Source organism: Sulfuricurvum sp., from assembly GCF_030691015.1.
Taxonomy (GTDB): domain Bacteria; phylum Campylobacterota; class Campylobacteria; order Campylobacterales; family Sulfurimonadaceae; genus Sulfuricurvum.
On record NZ_JAUYFF010000019.1, the window covers coordinates 87,539 to 104,779 of the forward strand.

At 45.2% G+C, this 17,241-nt stretch carries 18 protein-coding genes and 4 tRNA genes; 14 read left to right on the top strand and 8 right to left on the bottom strand.

Features of this window, described 5'->3' with window-relative positions; translation table 11 throughout:
* Nucleotides 1-12 precede the first annotated feature (12 nt).
* On the top strand, nucleotides 13-588 hold the full coding sequence (locus Q8O20_RS11265; RefSeq protein ID WP_305531241.1) for a YigZ family protein: 576 nt from the start codon (nucleotides 13-15) through the stop codon (nucleotides 586-588).
* Here Q8O20_RS11265 and Q8O20_RS11270 read toward each other — a convergent pair.
* Entirely contained in the window at nucleotides 585-1,550 is a 966-nt protein-coding gene (locus tag Q8O20_RS11270) for a DUF3137 domain-containing protein (RefSeq protein ID WP_305531242.1), read from the bottom strand. The two genes, Q8O20_RS11265 and Q8O20_RS11270, sit on opposite strands and share 4 nt — an antisense overlap.
* Nucleotides 1,547-2,104 carry a LemA family protein gene (locus tag Q8O20_RS11275; RefSeq protein ID WP_305531243.1) on the bottom strand — a complete coding sequence of 186 codons (558 nt, stop codon included), beginning with the start codon at nucleotides 2,102-2,104 and terminating at the stop codon, nucleotides 1,547-1,549. The genes Q8O20_RS11270 and Q8O20_RS11275 overlap by 4 nt, the downstream gene beginning before the upstream one ends.
* Nucleotides 2,105-2,206: 102 nt before the next feature.
* On the opposite strand from Q8O20_RS11275, the gene Q8O20_RS11280 reads away from it, so the two are divergent.
* From Q8O20_RS11280 to Q8O20_RS11300, 5 genes are all read left to right on the top strand, one after another.
* The gene (locus tag Q8O20_RS11280; protein ID WP_305531244.1) at nucleotides 2,207-2,521 is read left to right on the top strand and encodes a hypothetical protein; all 315 of its coding nucleotides are present in this window, start codon (nucleotides 2,207-2,209) and stop codon (nucleotides 2,519-2,521) included.
* 84 nt (nucleotides 2,522-2,605) lie between these two features.
* Nucleotides 2,606-2,932: a copper-binding protein gene (locus Q8O20_RS11285; protein WP_304739245.1), complete on the top strand. Its 327-nt coding sequence runs from the start codon at nucleotides 2,606-2,608 to the stop codon at nucleotides 2,930-2,932.
* Complete coding sequence (locus Q8O20_RS11290; protein WP_305531245.1) at nucleotides 2,929-3,129, top strand: hypothetical protein; 201 nt, start codon at nucleotides 2,929-2,931, stop codon at nucleotides 3,127-3,129. Before Q8O20_RS11285 ends, Q8O20_RS11290 begins: the two co-directional genes overlap by 4 nt.
* Nucleotides 3,123-4,466, top strand: a complete 1,344-nt coding sequence (locus Q8O20_RS11295) for a TolC family protein (protein ID WP_305531246.1) — start codon at nucleotides 3,123-3,125, stop codon at nucleotides 4,464-4,466. The genes Q8O20_RS11290 and Q8O20_RS11295 overlap by 7 nt, the downstream gene beginning before the upstream one ends.
* Complete coding sequence (locus Q8O20_RS11300; RefSeq protein ID WP_305531247.1) at nucleotides 4,466-5,800, top strand: multicopper oxidase family protein; 1,335 nt, start codon at nucleotides 4,466-4,468, stop codon at nucleotides 5,798-5,800. The genes Q8O20_RS11295 and Q8O20_RS11300 overlap by 1 nt, the downstream gene beginning before the upstream one ends.
* Before the next feature lies 1 nt (nucleotide 5,801).
* Here Q8O20_RS11300 and Q8O20_RS11305 read toward each other — a convergent pair whose 3' ends face one another.
* From Q8O20_RS11305 to Q8O20_RS11330, 6 genes are all read right to left on the bottom strand, one after another.
* Nucleotides 5,802-6,380 carry a DUF2238 domain-containing protein gene (locus Q8O20_RS11305; RefSeq protein WP_305531248.1) on the bottom strand — a complete coding sequence of 193 codons (579 nt, stop codon included), beginning with the start codon at nucleotides 6,378-6,380 and terminating at the stop codon, nucleotides 5,802-5,804.
* A 69-nt stretch (nucleotides 6,381-6,449) separates the two neighbouring features.
* Nucleotides 6,450-6,526 (bottom strand) — tRNA-Asp (locus tag Q8O20_RS11310).
* A gap of 12 nt (nucleotides 6,527-6,538) precedes the next feature.
* Nucleotides 6,539-6,614 (bottom strand) — tRNA-Val (locus Q8O20_RS11315).
* A 55-nt stretch (nucleotides 6,615-6,669) separates the two neighbouring features.
* A tRNA-Glu gene (locus tag Q8O20_RS11320) sits at nucleotides 6,670-6,745 on the bottom strand.
* Nucleotides 6,746-6,761: 16 nt separating this feature from the next.
* A tRNA-Lys gene (locus Q8O20_RS11325) sits at nucleotides 6,762-6,837 on the bottom strand.
* Nucleotides 6,838-6,918: 81 nt separating this feature from the next.
* A complete protein-coding gene (locus Q8O20_RS11330; protein ID WP_305531250.1) occupies nucleotides 6,919-8,010 on the bottom strand; it encodes a CinA family protein in 1,092 nt (363 codons plus the stop codon).
* A gap of 98 nt (nucleotides 8,011-8,108) precedes the next feature.
* On the opposite strand from Q8O20_RS11330, the gene ileS reads away from it, so the two are divergent.
* From ileS to Q8O20_RS11370, 8 genes are all read left to right on the top strand, one after another.
* On the top strand, nucleotides 8,109-10,868 hold the full coding sequence (gene ileS / locus Q8O20_RS11335; RefSeq protein WP_305531251.1) for an isoleucine--tRNA ligase: 2,760 nt from the start codon (nucleotides 8,109-8,111) through the stop codon (nucleotides 10,866-10,868).
* Complete coding sequence (locus tag Q8O20_RS11340; protein ID WP_305531253.1) at nucleotides 10,865-10,990, top strand: hypothetical protein; 126 nt, start codon at nucleotides 10,865-10,867, stop codon at nucleotides 10,988-10,990. Before ileS ends, Q8O20_RS11340 begins: the two co-directional genes overlap by 4 nt.
* A complete protein-coding gene (gatA, locus tag Q8O20_RS11345) occupies nucleotides 10,987-12,327 on the top strand; it encodes an Asp-tRNA(Asn)/Glu-tRNA(Gln) amidotransferase subunit GatA (protein WP_305531254.1) in 1,341 nt (446 codons plus the stop codon). Before Q8O20_RS11340 ends, gatA begins: the two co-directional genes overlap by 4 nt.
* Before the next feature lie 4 nt (nucleotides 12,328-12,331).
* A complete protein-coding gene (gene guaB / locus Q8O20_RS11350) occupies nucleotides 12,332-13,777 on the top strand; it encodes an IMP dehydrogenase (protein WP_305531255.1) in 1,446 nt (481 codons plus the stop codon).
* 110 nt (nucleotides 13,778-13,887) lie between these two features.
* Nucleotides 13,888-15,153: an O-acetylhomoserine aminocarboxypropyltransferase/cysteine synthase family protein gene (locus tag Q8O20_RS11355; protein ID WP_305531257.1), complete on the top strand. Its 1,266-nt coding sequence runs from the start codon at nucleotides 13,888-13,890 to the stop codon at nucleotides 15,151-15,153.
* An 8-nt stretch (nucleotides 15,154-15,161) separates the two neighbouring features.
* Complete coding sequence (locus Q8O20_RS11360) at nucleotides 15,162-16,259, top strand: homoserine O-acetyltransferase (protein ID WP_304740018.1); 1,098 nt, start codon at nucleotides 15,162-15,164, stop codon at nucleotides 16,257-16,259.
* Nucleotides 16,256-16,450, top strand: coding sequence for an exodeoxyribonuclease VII small subunit (gene xseB, locus Q8O20_RS11365; RefSeq protein ID WP_305531258.1), 195 nt, complete (start codon nucleotides 16,256-16,258; stop codon nucleotides 16,448-16,450). Before Q8O20_RS11360 ends, xseB begins: the two co-directional genes overlap by 4 nt.
* The gene (locus Q8O20_RS11370) at nucleotides 16,450-17,241 is read left to right on the top strand and encodes a carbon-nitrogen hydrolase family protein (protein ID WP_304740014.1); all 792 of its coding nucleotides are present in this window, start codon (nucleotides 16,450-16,452) and stop codon (nucleotides 17,239-17,241) included. The genes xseB and Q8O20_RS11370 overlap by 1 nt, the downstream gene beginning before the upstream one ends.

Consider the following 17,241-nt stretch of genomic DNA (forward strand, 5'->3'; position numbering starts at 1 on the left):
AGAAGGGGTTTTATGGTAACGGTCAATGCGATAAGTTCAGATACAATCGAAATTAAAGGGTCGAAATTTATCGCTTTTTTAATGCCGATGGCAATGTATGAAGAACAAATGGCATCTTTGCGCTCCCACCATCCCAAAGCCGTCCATTTTGTCAGTGCTACCCGAAGTCTCAACGAATTTGATCAGATTGTAGAATACAGCGGGGATGACGGTGAACCCAAAGGGACATCGGGGAAACCGACGCTGAGTGTTTTACAAGGACATGAACTGATTAATGCCGCGATCATCACAGTACGCTATTTCGGCGGTACGAAGCTTGGACCGGGAGGACTAGTCCGTGCTTATGCGGAAGCGGCGAATGCGGCGTATGCCCAAGCGGTGTTGCATCCCTATGAAAAGCTCTTGTGTCAGGACTTCACGTGTGAATATTCGAATGTTTCAATCGTTGAGTATGAAATGACCCAAAAAGCGATTCGGTGTGTTAAAAAAATATTTGGAGAAAAAGGGGCGGAATTTACTATCGAAGCGACAGCAGAGAAATTGGAGTTATTTTATGGAGCGCTTGGACGTTCAATACAACATTGTTAGCTTTTACTCCACAACTTCTCATTGAGTTTTAACTCCTCCACTAAACCGATTGTATTTTGAAGTGTATTGACGTATTCCATTGCCTGTTTGTAATCGAGTAACGAGGTAAAGACGGCAGGTTCAAACAAATCTTTCCCCGTACCGATACTGACATGGATATGGTTATGGACAAATGAGACAAACAGCGGATGAGAAACACGGCGTTGAAAGTCTAAAATTCGTTTCATCATTGAGTGGGTGAGGATATAGCGTGCTTCTATATGGTCGCTTCCGTAGACGACAAAATGTTTCTCAAACTCAGGATCGTCCAAGCGGACGAGACCCTCACGGGTGAAATTGATCGACTGAAGCCATCCCCCGATGAGCGAACCAAAAGTTTTTTCCGCTTGGTCGGGAAGGACAACCGTTTTAGCTTTAAAGTGTTTGTTGAACTCAGCAACGAGAAAGAGTCCTCGAAAGAGGGTATGCCACTGAGTACGTCCTTTGGAATCGCGTGTTTGATATTCGGCATGGACATCAGAGAATTCGAGTGGGACACCCTCAACTAAGCCTTTGACATAATCATTACCGCTGTAGCGGTCGATGGCGTGTTTAAAAAGATCGCTTCGTTCAAAAAGGTGCTGAGAGATGACAAATTCGGGATTGTACAGAAGATGGGGATCGATGGCATGAATAAGGGGCGTAATTATTTTGGCTTTAAAATCTTTTGCGTACCCTGAAATCATAAAACGGTAAGCAATCGAGGCTATTGCGATAAACCCGATAACAACACCCATCATCAGGGGATGAAATAAACCGAAGTTTTTTTCCATCCATAGAGCAACGATAATAAAAACGACGATTCCCATACTTCCGTACCATTTGAGATGCGATACGATCTGTTTTCGGGCTGTTTCGAGTTCATTGAGTGAGGGATAGAGCTCTTTATAATAAAAATCGGTCAGTTCCGAAATGGATTTCATTGGTTAAAAAGTGCCCCTACATCAACGTTTTGACGCTCAGTAATGGTGATTTCAAAAACAGCACGTCGTTGTAGATTCATCCATCCAGCGATTAGGTTTGTCGGGAACATCTCGATGGCATTGTTGAGATCGGTAACTGTTTGGTTATAGGCTCGGCGTGCGGCGGAGATTTGCTCTTCGATTTCGCTCAGTGAGCGTTGCAAGTGCATAACGTTTTCGTTAGCTTTGAGATCGGGGTAGGCTTCCATTGCGATGTTGATCGCACCCAAAGCAGAGGTGAGTTTGGCATCGAGAGCAATTTTGGCTTCATCGCTGATTCCCGGTTTCATAGCTTGCGCTCGGTATTCGGTCACTTTCTCTAGCGTTGATTTTTCGTGTTCCATGTACTGAGAAACCGAAGCAACAAGATTGGGGATAAGGTCAAATCTTTTTTTGAGGACGGCATCGACTCCGGCAAAGATATTGTCAACTTGATTTTTTTTGGCGATAAGAGAGTTATACATCAAAATTGCGATAAGGGTAAGTACTCCAAGGAGAATCAGAAAAATTTGCATACAGATCCTTCAGTGTTTAATACGATTATTGTATCTTAATTTGAGTATTTAATGTTATTTTTGGCTGTGTGGATGTACATTTTCCTGATGTGGAGGTGTACTATGACAGTCAATTCCTATCTTTTTCAAAGCCCTTATTCTCAGCCGTTTCAAGTGGGGCGGCCTGATCCTGTAGTTACCCAAGAGAAGTCTGAAGAGCTGCAGAAAGAGGAACAGCAGGTAGAGTCGAAGACTCAAAAACTTTCGGATCAAAAAAGTTCGTTTGATCAAACACAAGCACAGATTAAATCCTCAACCCTTTATGCTACGAGCGAGGGGTTTGGAATGAGTGCCGATCAGGTAAAAGAGCTTTCAGCCGTATCAAAAGATAATAAACGGAGTACTTTGGCTCGTGTTTATTCAGATGAGAGTGGATAAAAGAAAGAATGCGGTTAATATCATTAATAGTAGATTGATATAAAATACAAAGAACTCCGATACACTTTCTAAAAAGGAGTTTCAATGAAAATTTTTTCGCTTGCAGTTTTGGCAGTTTTTTCACTATCGCCGCTAATGGGGATGGGGGATGAACATCAAAATCATATTTCCTCATCAACTATTAGTGAACAAACGTTCCATTCCAGTGGAACGGTAAAGTCCATAGCCCAAAATCATGAGAGTATCCGTATTTTCCATAATCCGATACCAGAGCTTAAATGGCCTGCTATGAATATGGAATTTGACGTGATAGATCATGATCTGACCCATCCGTTGGAAGTAGGGGATAAAGTCGATTTCGAATTTGTCCAAAAAGAGGGCAAAAATATCATCATAAAGATTAAGAAATGAGTCGTATTCTGATTTTATTTTTCATAGGGATGATGAGTGTAAGCGGCGAAGAGATAAAAATTTCTCCCTCTTCCCCGAATGCTACGGAGGGGAAAAGTGTTTACTCACCTCCTGCCCCTTCCGTTGATGTTGTCGAAGAGGGTTGTGTACAGAAAGAGGATCAAAATGCGACGGGATATGGAGGTGCGAAATGGTAGTGAAAACCGTTAGTACCTCGTTAGCGGCATTGTTCATCCTTTCGGGATGTTCTGTCATCTCTCAAAAAGAGGCGTTTGACTCGGTCAATCAGCTTACGCTGGAGCAGGGGAGCAAAAATCTTCAATGGATCAAAACCCCTCAAGAATCGGCGAGTGTCGATGAGAGTGTGCGAGTTCTTTTGTCAGAGCCGTTGACACAGGAGAATGCTGTGCGGATTATGTTGATAAATAACCGCGCATTACAGCAAACCTATGAAAATATCGGGATTGCTCAGAGCGAGTTGGTGGAAGCGGGATTGATGCGTAATCCTCTTTTGGGCTACAGTATCGGACGCGCTAACGGTATAACTACCTCCACGATCAGTGTGGAAGTGGCCTTTTTAGACCTTCTTTGGATCCCATTGCGGCGTGAACTTAGCGGATTGGCACTCGAAGAGACTACGCTCAGTGTCGGGGACAGTGTGTTACGCAGTGCAAGAGATGCAAAGAAGAGCTACATAGAGGCACGAATAGCCGAGGAAAAAGTAGCCCTTTATCGTTCGATTCTAAAATCCCATGAAGCGTCACTTCAGCTGGCGGTTCGCCAATATACTGCCGGGAATCTCTCCAAACGGGATATGCTCAAAATTCAAGAGAGCTATGAGCGTGCTCGTATCGAATCGATCAAGCTCGCACGAGAAAATGCTACGGCGCGGGAGTCCTTGAATAAAATTTTAGGAGTGTATGGGGAACAAACTCATTATACGTTGAGTTCAGAACCTCAAGAGCGTAGTGAGCCTACCGTTTCGGAACCCGGGTTAGAAAAACGTGCAATTAGCAACCGTCTTGATATGCGCAGTGCAATAAAATCGGTCGATTACGCCGCAAAGCAGGCAGGATACAGCGAAAACACACGTCTTTTGGATGAAGTGGAACTCTCGATAGAGAGTGAAAAAACAACGGGTGAAAAGCGGTTTAATACGTTTGGGATAAAACTTCCACTTCCGCTTTTTGATTTTGGACAGGCTCGGGTGAGCAAGTCGCAGGCCATCTACAACCAAAGCGTGCATCGCCTTTATGAAATGGCCGTTAATGTTCGATCAGAGGTGCGCGAGGGGTATGCACACCTTCGATATACGTACGATATAGCACACTCATACGATGAGGTGATTGTGAAAACCAATCAGCAGATATTAGAAGAGACACAGCTCTTTTATAACGGTATGTTAGACGGTATTTATGAGTTGCTGGAAGATCAGCGACGTGCAGGTGAAGCAAAAATGGAAGCGCTTGATGCGTTGGGAGAGTATAAGAGGGCACAAGCCGATTTGGAATATACGATAGGGGGGAAACTTTAATGGGACAGGATAGACGCGATTTTTTAGGTTTGGGTGCGGCATTGATCGCATCCGCAGCCCTGAGTTCCAATCTCAAAGCCTCCGAGCATGACCATGGTGCCCATGAAGGGATAAAGCGTCAGCTCACCCTTGTAAAAAATCCGAAAAAGGTTCTCTCACCTGCTACGATCATTACCTCAAAAGAGGGAAAAAATTATAATCCCGTCGTAACCCTCAACGGGTGGAGCCTTCCGTATGAAATGAAAGAGGGGGTGAAAGAGTTTCGTATTATTGCTGAACCGGTGGTTCGTGAGTTTGCCCCCGGAATGGTGGTGAACTGTTGGGGATACAACGGTACCTCTCCGGGACCTACGATCGAAGCGGTGGAGGGAGATCGTGTGCGGCTGATTGTAACGAACCGCCTTAGCGAACATACGACGATCCATTGGCACGGTCTTATCCTCCCTAACGGGATGGATGGGGTAGGGGGATTAACGCAGGTACAGATCGCTCCGGGTGAAACGTATGTATATGAATTTACCCTCCGCCAAAGCGGGACGTTTATGTATCACCCTCATGCCGATGAGATGGTGCAGATGGCGATGGGGTGTATGGGGATGTTTATCGTTCACCCAAAAACCCCGAAAGAGCATAAAGTAGATCGGGATTTTTGTTTTCTTCTCGCCAGCTACGACGTAGCACCGGGGACGTATACCCCAAACCCTTCAACCATGACCGAGTTCAATATCTGGAGCTTTAACAGCCGTGTTTTTCCGGGGATTGACTCCATGAATGTGCGGGTTGGGGATCGTGTCCGTATCCGTGTTGGAAATTTGACAATGACAAACCATCCGATTCATATGCACGGGCATCCGTTTGAGGTGACGTGCACCGACGGCGGATGGGTTCCAAAAGGGGCACGTTGGCCTGAAGTCACCATTGATATCGGAGTGGGGCAGGTGAGAGCTTTTGAATTTGTCGCCACTGAAGAGGGGGATTGGTCGCTGCATTGCCATAAATCACATCATACGATGGGACCTATGGGGCACAGCGTTCCGAATATGCTCGGAGTCAAGCAAGATGATTTGACCGAAAAAATCAGCGATTTAATGCCCGATTATATGTATATGCCGATGGGAAAAAACGGGATGGCGGAGATGCAGGATATGGTGGAAATGGGGATGAAACTACCGGAAAATACTTTGCCGATGATGACCGGACGCGGACCGTTCGGCCCGATTGAGATGGGGGGAATGTTTACCCTCGTGAAAGTACGTCGTAATCAACCTAAAGGCGATTATAGCGATCCGGGCTGGTATGAACATCCCAAAGGGAGCGTAGCATACAAAATCTGATTTAGAGCCGCCTAATACGCTTCCATAGCAAGAGGAACAGTAATATTCCGATATAGGTGGCCGCCATATCTTTTTGAGGATCCCACGGATCTCCCTGCATTCCTAAAAAAGCAGTCCCCAGCTCTGCATGGGTTGCTTCGGTCACTGCCCATTCGAGTACTTCATACACCCCTGAAACCGCAATTAGAAAAAGAACGGTACCATACAAAGCAATCGGTTTGAGTCGCTGAAAAGAAGAAAAAAGTTCATAAAACGGTAAAAAGAGTAAAAAGGCAAATAAAAAATGAATTAAACGGTCGTAATGGTTCCTCTCAAATCCGAAATAATCGGTGATGGGAGAAAAAAACGGCATTTCGCTGTAGGTGTAATGTGCGCCGATGGCATGTAAAACAAAAAAAAGAAAGAGCATCCAAACACTTTTGTTTGAAAAATTAAAACGGCGATCACTCCAGATTAAGAGTGGTAAAGCGGCAAATACGAGGATGTTTTCAAGGAACCAATCATCACGATACCACGGGTTAATTGCTAAATAAAACCAAATGGTTATATAGAGAAGAAAAAGAGAAAGTTTTAATTTCATAGCTGTATGATAACACAGATAGTGAGAAAGAATATTTTTTTGATTGTGTAGTAAGTGAAGAGGTAAAGGTGGCGCAGCGGACGGGACTCGAACCCGCGACCTCCTGCGTGACAGGCAGGCATTCTAACCAACTGAACTACCGCTGCAGCCAAAAATTATGGTGGGAATTACAAGACTCGAACTTGTGACATCTACCTTGTAAGGGTAGCGCTCTACCAACTGAGCTAAACTCCCAAATTAAGATGAAAATCATCTCATTTGTAAAATCAAATAACATTTTTGAAACAAGTGGCGACCCCTAAAGGATTTGAACCTCTGTTCCTACCATGAAGTGATAGTGTCCTTGGCCACTAGACGAAAGGGTCACTGAAATCAACAATATGGTGTCCCGTGATGGATTCGAACCATCGACCCCTTCATTAAAAGTGAAATGCTCTACCAGCTGAGCTAACGGGACCTCTTCAATCATCAAAACTGGACGATTGTGAGGGCGAAATTATAGGGGAAAGATGTCGTTTTGTCAAGGAAAAAGAACGATTTAGGTAAAAAACAATTCTTTGTCACTATTGAGCAGCATTTTAACGGCCATCAGTACACTTTGCTCTTGGATGTAGTTACGATCCCCTTCGAAATGAAAACGTTCCGTATGGACAGACGTTTTTGACCTTGCACTGATGTAGACGGTTCCCACCGGCTTGGCATCCGTGCCGCCGGTAGGTCCTGCAACACCGCTGATAGCCATTGCATAATCAGAAAAACTGACATTCATAGCCCCCTCGGACATCTCTAAGACAACTTCGGCGCTTACGGCACCGTGCTGTTCAATCGCGTCATCATCGACTGCCAGCCAGTTGGCTTTAAGCGTATTAGAGTAGGTAATGAGTGAACCGTCGAAAATAGCGGAAGCACCGCTTTGGGAGGTGAAAAAATGGGCGAGGGAACCGCCGCTACAACTTTCGGCAAACGAGATTTTTTTATGGTGGTGAGCGAGCTTCTCAATAATGAACGCGCCGATATTGGTAGCCGCAATGACTTTATGATGCATTAAACCGCGAGCAGATGCAATAAACTGTGAAAGATTCCCATGACGTCGGGTATGGATACGAATTTTGAGCCACCCCTCTATCAATTCACTGAATTCGAGTTTTACATCGAAGTTTTGGGCTAAAGGCTCAAGGAGCGTTTGGGCACTGAGGAGTTCTTCATTAAAGAGGTGGATAGTGGCAAGACGCGACTCATCATCGATAAGAATCGGGGGGAGCATTTTCCCCTCCGTTGCTAAAATAACGTTGATCTCAGAGCTGTTATGGGTGAGGAGATAGCTGCCGTTCTCTAAGATACTGGCGCGGGATGGGATAAGCATCTGCTCTTTTAAAATTTGATTGTCGGCGGTAACGGTACTGAGGAGTTTTCCCACAATCGTAAAGGTATTTTTTGTTGTGATGATGATGAGCTTGGATTCGTTTTTTAAAAGAGTTTCTAAGTGTAAGAAAAGTCCTTTATCCGACTCTTCAAAATAGTTGATGGAATCGATCGACGCAAGACGGTTTTTGATACTTCGGAGGATATAACGCTCATACGCTTCATTCAAAATCAGCCGATTACCTACGAAAATAACATCACGTTTCATGGTTTTCCTGAGTATAAAATTGGGATAGTATAGCACAGTGACAGCAAATTTTAATCACCTAAAAGATATAATGCACCACTTTTTCTATAAGGTAACAGATGGATTATAAAGAGACCCTCCTTCTACCTCAGACTGAATTTCCGATGCGTGGAAATTTGGTTCAAAACGAGCCTACACGGTATGCTGCGTGGATTGCAAACGATGTTTACGGCAAAATGAAGGCCAATCGAAAAGGCTCAGAGAGTTTTACGCTGCATGACGGTCCTCCGTATGCCAACGGTCACACCCATATCGGTCATGCTCTCAATAAAGTTCTTAAAGATATTATTGTTAAATATCACTATTTCAACGGTAAATCGGTTCGCTTTACTCCCGGTTGGGATTGTCACGGGCTACCTATCGAGCAGCAAGTAGAGAAAAAACTGGGCGGAAAACAGAAAAAAGAGCTTCTTAGCACCGCAGAAGTCCGTCAAATGTGCCGCGATCACGCGTCAGAATTTGTCGATATTCAGCGCTCAGAGTTTAAAAAGCTCGGTGTTATCGCTGATTGGGATAATCCGTATTTGACGATGGATTCCAAGTTTGAAGCGAATATCTACCGCACCCTTTGCGCCGTGGCGAAAAAAGGGCTTTTGATCGAGCGTTCAAAACCGGTCTATTGGAGTTGGGCGGAGCGCACCGCGTTAGCTGAAGCGGAAGTCGAATACGAAGACAAAGAGGACTACTCTATCTATGTCGCGTTTGAACTGAGCGATGAAGCAAAGGTGCGTGCAGGGATCGAGGGGAATGCCGCCATCGTCATCTGGACGACGACACCGTGGACATTGCCTGCCAATACGGGGATATCTCTTAACCCTGATGAAATCTATGTTCGAACATCAGACGGTTATATCGTGGCTGAAAAACGCTATGAGTCGATGATTGAAGAGGGTATTTTTAACGGCACCGTCGTTCAAAAAATCGAAGCTAAAAAGTTCGAAAACCTCTATGCGATTAACCCTCTCAACGGTCGTGGTTCACACTTGGTTTTGGGTGAGCACGTTTTGATGGAGAACGGTTCGGGATGTGTTCATACCGCACCTGGGCACGGGGAAGACGACTACCGTATCGGTCTTCGTTATAACCTCGAAGTGGTGATGCCGGTTGATGAGACGGGATGTTATGATAACACCGTCGTCCGTGAAAAACTCCTTCCGAACCCTGAAGAGTTCGTCGGTAAACACATCTTTAAATGCAATGAACCGATTATCGAATTACTTGGTGACAAAGCGCTTAAAGTGTCTAAATTTCGTCACTCCTATCCGCATTGCTGGAGAAGCCATACTCCATTGATTTATCGTGCGACGAAGCAGTGGTTTATCAGCGTCGATGGAATCCCAGAGGGTGAAACAAAAACACTTCGCGAAATCGCTCAGGCCGAAGTAGCTAAAACGGCGTTTTATCCTGAGAGCGGACGTAACCGTTTGGGTTCAATGGTCGAGAACCGACCGGACTGGTGTATTTCCCGTCAGCGTGATTGGGGAGTGCCTATCGCATTTTTCCGCGTTAAGGCAACGGGTGAAGTCATCCTCGATGAGAAAGTGCTCAACTTTATCGCGATGATTTTCGAGATGCACAGCACCGATGCGTGGTATTCGATGAGCATCGAAGAGCTTCTTTATCCGGGATCGGGATACAAAGCGGACGAACTTGAAAAAGTTTCCGACATTCTCGACGTTTGGTTTGACAGCGGTTCGACGTGGAATGCGGTGCTTAAATCCCGTAACTACGATGCGGGAGAGTATCCTGCCGATTTATACATCGAAGGATCTGATCAGCATCGCGGATGGTTCCAATCCTCACTCTTTTTGAGTACGGCAGTGGAACATATCGCTCCGTACAAAGCGCTTCTCACTCACGGATTCACCGTTGATGAGAAGGGTGAGAAGATGTCGAAATCCAAAGGGAACGTCGTCGCCCCTGAATCGGTGCTCAAAGAGTACGGAAGTGAAATTTTGCGTCTGTGGGTAGCGATGAGCGATTATCAGGGAGATCTGAAAATCTCCGGCAATATCCTCAAACAAACAGCAGATCAATACCGTAAACTACGTAATACCTTCCGTATTATGCTCGCTAATCTTGATGGACTGGACGCTATCGTTCCCTACAGTGAAATGGGTGAGATCGATAAATGGATCGTGGCAAAAGCCAAAGAGGTGTTTGATGAAACACACCGTTTGTTCGGGGAGTACAACTTCGTTCACGGGATGAGCGGACTGAATTATTTCATCGTGAATGAACTCAGCGGTGTTTATATCGATATCACCAAAGACCGTATGTACTGTGATGGGGCCAACTCAAGCGAGCGCCGCTCGACTCAAAGTGCTATGGCGATCATCGCTAAATCGATGTTGGGTCTTATCGCTCCGATTTTGACCTATACCGCCGATGAGATTTTCGAAAATGCTCCCTCTATTTTAAAGGGAGAAGCAAACGATATTTTCGATGTAACGTATGCTTCTATTGAAGCGGTTGAGAGCAGCTGGGATGACGCAACGATGAAAGTGATCCGTGAAAAGTTCAATGAGATCGTGGACGGATTGAAAAAAGAGAAGGTGATTAAAAATACCCTTGAACTCGTTATCTCTACCAGCTCAGAGTCTGCCAAAGCAATGAAAAAAGCGGATATCGAAGAGTATCTGGTCATCTCTAAATGGTGTGCCTGTGAACTGAAAGATATTTTAGGGACGTTTGAGATCGAGGGGGATACATTCAATATTGCCCTTGCATCCAAAGCAAAATGTCCACGTTGTTGGAAATATCACAGCGAAGACGAAGAATCATTGTGTCCGCGTTGTGCGCAGGTAGTTGCGGTATGATCGATGTCACACAACCCGTTCCGATGAGTTTTATTGCTGAAACAGTCGGGGTAATTTTTGTCGTAATTGCCGCAGGGATTGCGATGGTAAAACAAGCAAAACGTAGAAAGGAAAGTGTATGATAACACTCAAAGAGGCATTAAAGCTCTCGAAAGATGAACTAAGCTCACTCAAAGAAGAGTTGAAAGCCAAAATTGCCGCCAATCCTGAATTGAATGCGTATATTGATGTTCTAAATGTCGGTGAGGGGATTCCGATCGCGATTAAAGACAACATCCAAGTCAACGGATGGTCTGTAACATCGGGTTCTAATATTCTCAAAGGGTATATTGCTCCCTACAATGCGACCGTTATCGAAAAATTGTTGCGTGCGAATATGTCACCGTTTGGACGTACCAATATGGATGAGTTTGCGATGGGCTCAACAACCGAGAGCAGTTGCTACGGTAAAACCCTCAATCCTCTCAATCATAACTGTGTTCCGGGAGGAAGCTCAGGCGGTTCGGCAGCGGCAGTGGCGGCAGGGCTTGCCGTAGCGGCTCTTGGAAGCGATACGGGTGGATCGATCCGTCAACCGGCTGCCTTTTGCGGTATCGTCGGTATGAAACCTACCTACGGACGTGTCAGCCGTTACGGTTTGGGTGCCTATGCGAGTTCACTCGATCAGATCGGACCGATGACGCAAAATGTCGAAGATGCGGCGATTTTGTATGACATTATTCAAGGTCATGATCCGAAAGATTCAACCTCGGCAGAGCGCAATGACGGCACTGTAAGTGATAAACTTAACGCAAACGTTAAGCTCACTGTTGCCATTGTCCCTGATTATGTTAAAGATGCCTCTGAAGATGTTCGAAAAGCGTACGCAAAAGCGATAGAAGCCCTTAAAAACGCGGGACATACCATCGTCGAGAAAAGCTTGATGGACCCGAAATACGATATTTCAGCGTACTATATCACGGCTACCGCTGAAGCGACAACTAATCTCGCCCGCTATGACGGTATCCGCTATGGAAACCGTGTAGAGGGTGATAACCTCAAAGATACCTTTTTACAAACCCGCTCGAAAGGGTTCGGTGCCGAAGTGCAACGCCGTATTATGCTGGGTAATTTCGTCCTCTCATCAGGTTATTACGATGCTTATTATGTGAAAGCCCAAAAAGTACGCTCATTGATCCAAGAGGAGTATAATAAGATTTTCGAAGAAGTTGATCTTATTTTAACTCCGGTAGCTCCCCGTACCGCGTACGAGTTTGGTAGCTTAAGCGATCCGCTTGAGATGTATTTAAGCGATATTTATACGATTTCGGTCAACCTCGCGGGACTTCCCGCGATCTCAATACCGGTAGATACCAGCGATAGTGGCATGCCGGTAGGTCTTCAACTCATAGCTGCTCCGTATGCGGAGCAAACACTTTTCAACGGGGCTTTGAGCCTCGAAACTCAATTACAAGGATAACCTCATGAATATTCGTAAACGCGCCCTCACTTTTGAAGATGTATTGCTCATTCCAAAATACTCTGAGGTTCTCCCGAAAGAGGTGAGTTTGAAAACGATGTTGACCCGTAATATCCCTCTCAATATCCCGATGGTCTCTGCGGCGATGGATACGGTTACCGAATACCGTGCGGCGATTGCTATGGCACATTTGGGCGGTATCGGGATTATCCATAAAAATATGGATATCGAAACGCAAGTCAAACAGATTAAAAAAGTAAAAAAATCGGAAAGTGGAATCATCATTGATCCGATTTATGTTCATCCGGATGCTACTCTCGAAGATGCGGAAGCATTGATGAATGAGTTTAAAATTTCGGGTGTCCCTGTGGTAGATACCCATAACAAATTATTAGGTATTTTGACCAACCGCGATATGCGTTTTGAAAAAGATTTATCGAAGTTAGCAATTGACGCGATGACTCCTATGCCCCTTATTACGGCAAAAGCTGGGATAACATTGGCGGATGCTGAGCAAATGATGCACGTCAATAAAATCGAGAAGCTTCCGATTATCGATGATAACGGATTACTAAAAGGGTTGGTAACGATCAAGGATATCAAAAAACGTATCGAATACCCTCATGCGAATAAAGATGATTTCGGCCGTCTTCGCGTCGGTGCGGCGATCGGTGTCGGACAACTTGACCGTGCACGCGCACTTGTCGATGCAGGTGTCGATGTATTAGTTTTGGATTCGGCTCACGGCCACTCCAAAGGGATTTTGGATACGGTAATAGCAATTAAAAAAGAGATGGTAGTCGATGTTATCGCCGGAAATGTTGCAACGGGTGAAGCGACACTGGCATTGATCGAAGCGGGAGCTGATGGGGTAAAAGTCGGTATCGGACCGGGATCGATCTGTACAACCCGTATCGTAGCCGGTGTCGGTGTTCCTCAAATCTCGGCTATCGATGAGTGTGCCGCAGTTGGACGAGCTCACGGTGTACCGATCATTGCTGATGGCGGTATTCGCTATTCAGGTGACATTGCAAAAGCCCTCGCCGTAGGTGCGAGCGTTATTATGGCGGGATCACTCCTCGCAGGAACCGAAGAGTCACCGGGTGACACCATCATGTACCAAGGGCGTCAATACAAATCATACCGTGGTATGGGCTCAATCGGTGCTATGACGAAAGGGTCAACCGACCGTTATTTCCAAGAAGGGACGGCTGCGGACAAACTTGTCCCTGAGGGGATTGAAGGGCGTGTACCGTTTCGCGGAAGCATTGCGGCAGTCGTGCACCAAATGATGGGGGGACTACGTTCATCTATGGGATACTGCGGCTCTGAGAGCATCGAAGCGTTCTGGGATAAGGCAGAGTTTGTTGAGATCACCAGTGCAGGGCTTAAAGAGTCTCATGTCCATGATGTTATTATCACGCAGGAAGCGCCGAATTACCACGTATAATCTACGTATGAAGAGTTAGAGGGAGCAATCCCTACTAAATTTGTAGAGATACTTGGGAAAAACTGAGAAATCACGATACAATAATTTACAAAACAATGTAAAGGATGATTATGCAACTTCAAACTGAAGCGCTTCATGCAGGATACGACAAAGATTCTCAAAGTACGATGGCTGTTCCTATTTATCAAACGACTGCTTACGAGTTTCGTGACGTCGAACATGCGGCAAATTTGTTTGCCCTTAAAGAGTTGGGGAATATCTATACCCGCTTAAACAACCCGACAACCGACGTATTTGAAAAACGTTTTGCGCAGCTTGAGGGGGGCGCAGGCGGTTTGGCAGGCGCAAGCGGTATGGCCTCTATTTTTTACGCTATTGCCAATGCTGCCGAAGCAGGAGATAATATCATTTGCGCACGCCAGCTCTACGGCGGAACATTGACCCAAGCGTCGTATACGCTAAAACGTTTTGGAATTCAGGCACGCTTTTTTAACGTTCAAAATCCGAGCGAAATTGAAGCGTTGATCGATGATAAAACGAAAGTTATCTTTTTTGAAACATTGACCAATCCGAGTATTGATGTAGCCGATATTGAGGCAATCACGGTTATCGCTAAAAAACACGGAATTCTTACTATTGTCGATAATACGGTAGCGACTCCGGTGTTGTGCCGCCCCTTAGAGCACGGCGTTGATGTCGTTGTTCACAGTGCCAGTAAATATACGACTGGGCAAGGGCTTGCAATCGGTGGCATTATGGTGGAACGCCACGGTTTGGTTGATTTTATCAAAGGAAACGCTCGTTACCCTCAGTTTAATGAGGCGGATGAGAGTTATCACGGTCTGGTCTATGTCGATGTGCCGTTGCCGTTGTTTACACTACGTGCTCGCTTATCGCTTTTACGTGATTTGGGAGCGGTGGTATCCCCGTTTAATTCATGGCTTTTTATTCAGGGGATTGAAACTCTCTCTCTTCGTATGCGGGAGCACTCTCGTAACGCACAAATAGTTGCAGAGTTTTTAGAGTCGCATCCGATGGTTAAAAAAGTGAACTATCCGGGATTAAAAAGTAATAGCAATTATGCCAATGCACAACGCTATTTTGAGAACGGTATGTCCAGCGGATTGCTCAGTTTTGAAGTAGAGAGTTTTGAGAAAGCGAAACAGATTGTTGACGCGACCAAACTCTTTTCTCTTGTTGTTAACATCGGAGATTCAAAATCGATTATTACTCATCCGGCATCGACAACGCATCAACAACTTTCCAATGAGGAATTGGTGGCATGTGGTGTCCCATCAGGACTTATCCGTCTTAGTATCGGGCTTGAAGCATCGAGCGATTTGATCGATGATTTGGCTCAGGCATTCGGCGCGTAAAGGGTTCCATGTTAAATCTGCAAATCAAAAGTGAACATTTTACCAATCCGCTCTATCTGGAGAGCGGGCGTATCTTAGAACCGTATGACATCATCTATGAAACATACGGTGAGCTTAACGAAGCACGGGACAATGTGATCGTGATTTGTCATGCCCTCACGGGCTCTCATCATGCGGCCGGTACGTATGAGGGGGATAATAAAAGCGGTTGGTGGGATGGACTCATAGGTCAGGGAAAAGCGGTCGATACCGACAAATTTTTCGTGATCTGTACAAACGTTCTCGGGAGTTGCTTTGGCAGTAGCGGCCCTATGTCGATGCGCTATCCCTATCAGGAACCCTACCGTTATAAATTTCCCGTCATTACGATCCTTGATATGGTGAAAGCACAGCGGATATTGTTCGATCGTTTGGGTATTCATCAAGTCCATGCCATCATCGGCGGGTCGATGGGGGGAATGCAAGCATTAGCTTTCGGTGTGTTTTTTCCTAATTTTGCAAAAAAAATTATAGCTATGGCAACAACGGCGGCAACCCAGCCGTGGGCGATTGCATTTAATAAAGTAGCACAAGAGGCGATTCTTAAAGATCCCGAATTTAAAAACGGCTATTATGATCCTGAAGTTATCCGTGAAAATGGACTTAGCGGTATGGCAATCGGACGTATGGCGGGACATATCAGCTTTTTGTCCCATCAGTCAATGACCAAAAAATTCGGTCGTGAGTATAAACGAACCGACGGCTTATATGAGTTATTCGGAAAATTTCAGGTTGAGTCCTATCTGGAATACAACGGCTATAACTTTACGAAGTGGTTTGATCCACTTTCCTATCTTTACATCACGAAAGCGATCAACATCTACGATCTCTCACGAGGGTTTGATTCGCTCGAAGAGGCATTGGGGAAAATCAATGCGGAACTCTATCTGGTCGGATTTGAAAAAGACATCCTTTTTCTCCCAAGCGAGATGGAGAGTATCCATACCGCAATGAGGGCATTAGGGAAAACGAACAGCGATTACCTTGAAGTTACAAGTGATTACGGACATGACGCGTTTTTAGTAGAAATTGATAAAATTGAAAATTACGTTCGGGAGGCACTATGAGCACGGAAGAGAGTTTTGAGACGAAGATAACCAATGCCAAGGCAATTTTAGAAAAATTAATGGATCCTGCATTGCCGATGAATGAGAGTGTCAAAGCGTATGAAGAGGGGATGAAAGAGCTTAAAAATGCCGAAACCATGCTTCAAAATGCACAATTACAGATACAAATCATCAAAAATCAGGAGCAATAATGCGTGTTGCCATACTCCAACTCCCTTCCATCGGTATGGGGAGTAATAAACTCGAAAGTTATGCTCGTGTTGCGAATCAAAAAGGGGTAAAACTAGTCTTGATGGGAGAATATCTCCTGAACCCGTTTTTTAAAGAACTGATCCAAACCCCTGTTAGTATGATCGCCGAACAAAGTGCCCATCAAATTGAAACGCTCAAATCGCTGGCTCTCAAATACGACCTTACCTTTGTTGCCCCTATCGTGACGGTGAAAAAGAAAGAGTGTACGAAAATGATTGCGAAAGTCAACGCCCGCAGTGTCACCTATTATCCACAGCAATTATTGATTAATTACCCTCATTGGAATGAAGAGAAGTTTTTTAATAATCCTGTTCAGCCGATAAAACCTCCGATGATTTTTGCGTGCGGAGGATTTAAATTTGCCGTAATGGGTGGATATGAGACCCATTTTGATCCTATGTGGGGAGCTGTAAGCTCTAAAATGGTTGATGCGGTATTGGTTCCGAGCGCTTCAACGTTTGAATCGCATAACCGATGGAGAGAATTGATTAAAACCAGAGCGTTTACCCACAACTGTTATATTCTCCGTGCTAACCGTGTCGGAGAGTATTGTGATGATAAACATGCGTGGAAGTTTTACGGTGATTCAATGGTCGTCTCTCCGGATGGGGAGATCGAAGCAGACCTTGGCAATACCGAAGAGCTGTTAATTGTTGATCTTGATCGAAAAAGTCTCACAGAATCACGTAAAGGGTGGGGGTTTAAAGAGGCGTTGCGCAAGCGAAGTTAG

Coding starts and splice junctions, on each gene's coding strand:
- Q8O20_RS11265 (WP_305531241.1), top strand. CDS start 13: ATGGTAACGGTCAATGCGATAAGTTCAGATACAATCGAAATTAAAGGG.
- Q8O20_RS11270 (WP_305531242.1), bottom strand. CDS start 1,550: ATGAAATCCATTTCGGAACTGACCGATTTTTATTATAAAGAGCTCTAT.
- Q8O20_RS11275 (WP_305531243.1), bottom strand. CDS start 2,104: ATGCAAATTTTTCTGATTCTCCTTGGAGTACTTACCCTTATCGCAATT.
- Q8O20_RS11280 (WP_305531244.1), top strand. CDS start 2,207: ATGACAGTCAATTCCTATCTTTTTCAAAGCCCTTATTCTCAGCCGTTT.
- Q8O20_RS11285 (WP_304739245.1), top strand. CDS start 2,606: ATGAAAATTTTTTCGCTTGCAGTTTTGGCAGTTTTTTCACTATCGCCG.
- Q8O20_RS11290 (WP_305531245.1), top strand. CDS start 2,929: ATGAGTCGTATTCTGATTTTATTTTTCATAGGGATGATGAGTGTAAGC.
- Q8O20_RS11295 (WP_305531246.1), top strand. CDS start 3,123: ATGGTAGTGAAAACCGTTAGTACCTCGTTAGCGGCATTGTTCATCCTT.
- Q8O20_RS11300 (WP_305531247.1), top strand. CDS start 4,466: ATGGGACAGGATAGACGCGATTTTTTAGGTTTGGGTGCGGCATTGATC.
- Q8O20_RS11305 (WP_305531248.1), bottom strand. CDS start 6,380: ATGAAATTAAAACTTTCTCTTTTTCTTCTCTATATAACCATTTGGTTT.
- Q8O20_RS11330 (WP_305531250.1), bottom strand. CDS start 8,010: ATGAAACGTGATGTTATTTTCGTAGGTAATCGGCTGATTTTGAATGAA.
- ileS (WP_305531251.1), top strand. CDS start 8,109: ATGGATTATAAAGAGACCCTCCTTCTACCTCAGACTGAATTTCCGATG.
- Q8O20_RS11340 (WP_305531253.1), top strand. CDS start 10,865: ATGATCGATGTCACACAACCCGTTCCGATGAGTTTTATTGCTGAAACA.
- gatA (WP_305531254.1), top strand. CDS start 10,987: ATGATAACACTCAAAGAGGCATTAAAGCTCTCGAAAGATGAACTAAGC.
- guaB (WP_305531255.1), top strand. CDS start 12,332: ATGAATATTCGTAAACGCGCCCTCACTTTTGAAGATGTATTGCTCATT.
- Q8O20_RS11355 (WP_305531257.1), top strand. CDS start 13,888: ATGCAACTTCAAACTGAAGCGCTTCATGCAGGATACGACAAAGATTCT.
- Q8O20_RS11360 (WP_304740018.1), top strand. CDS start 15,162: ATGTTAAATCTGCAAATCAAAAGTGAACATTTTACCAATCCGCTCTAT.
- xseB (WP_305531258.1), top strand. CDS start 16,256: ATGAGCACGGAAGAGAGTTTTGAGACGAAGATAACCAATGCCAAGGCA.
- Q8O20_RS11370 (WP_304740014.1), top strand. CDS start 16,450: ATGCGTGTTGCCATACTCCAACTCCCTTCCATCGGTATGGGGAGTAAT.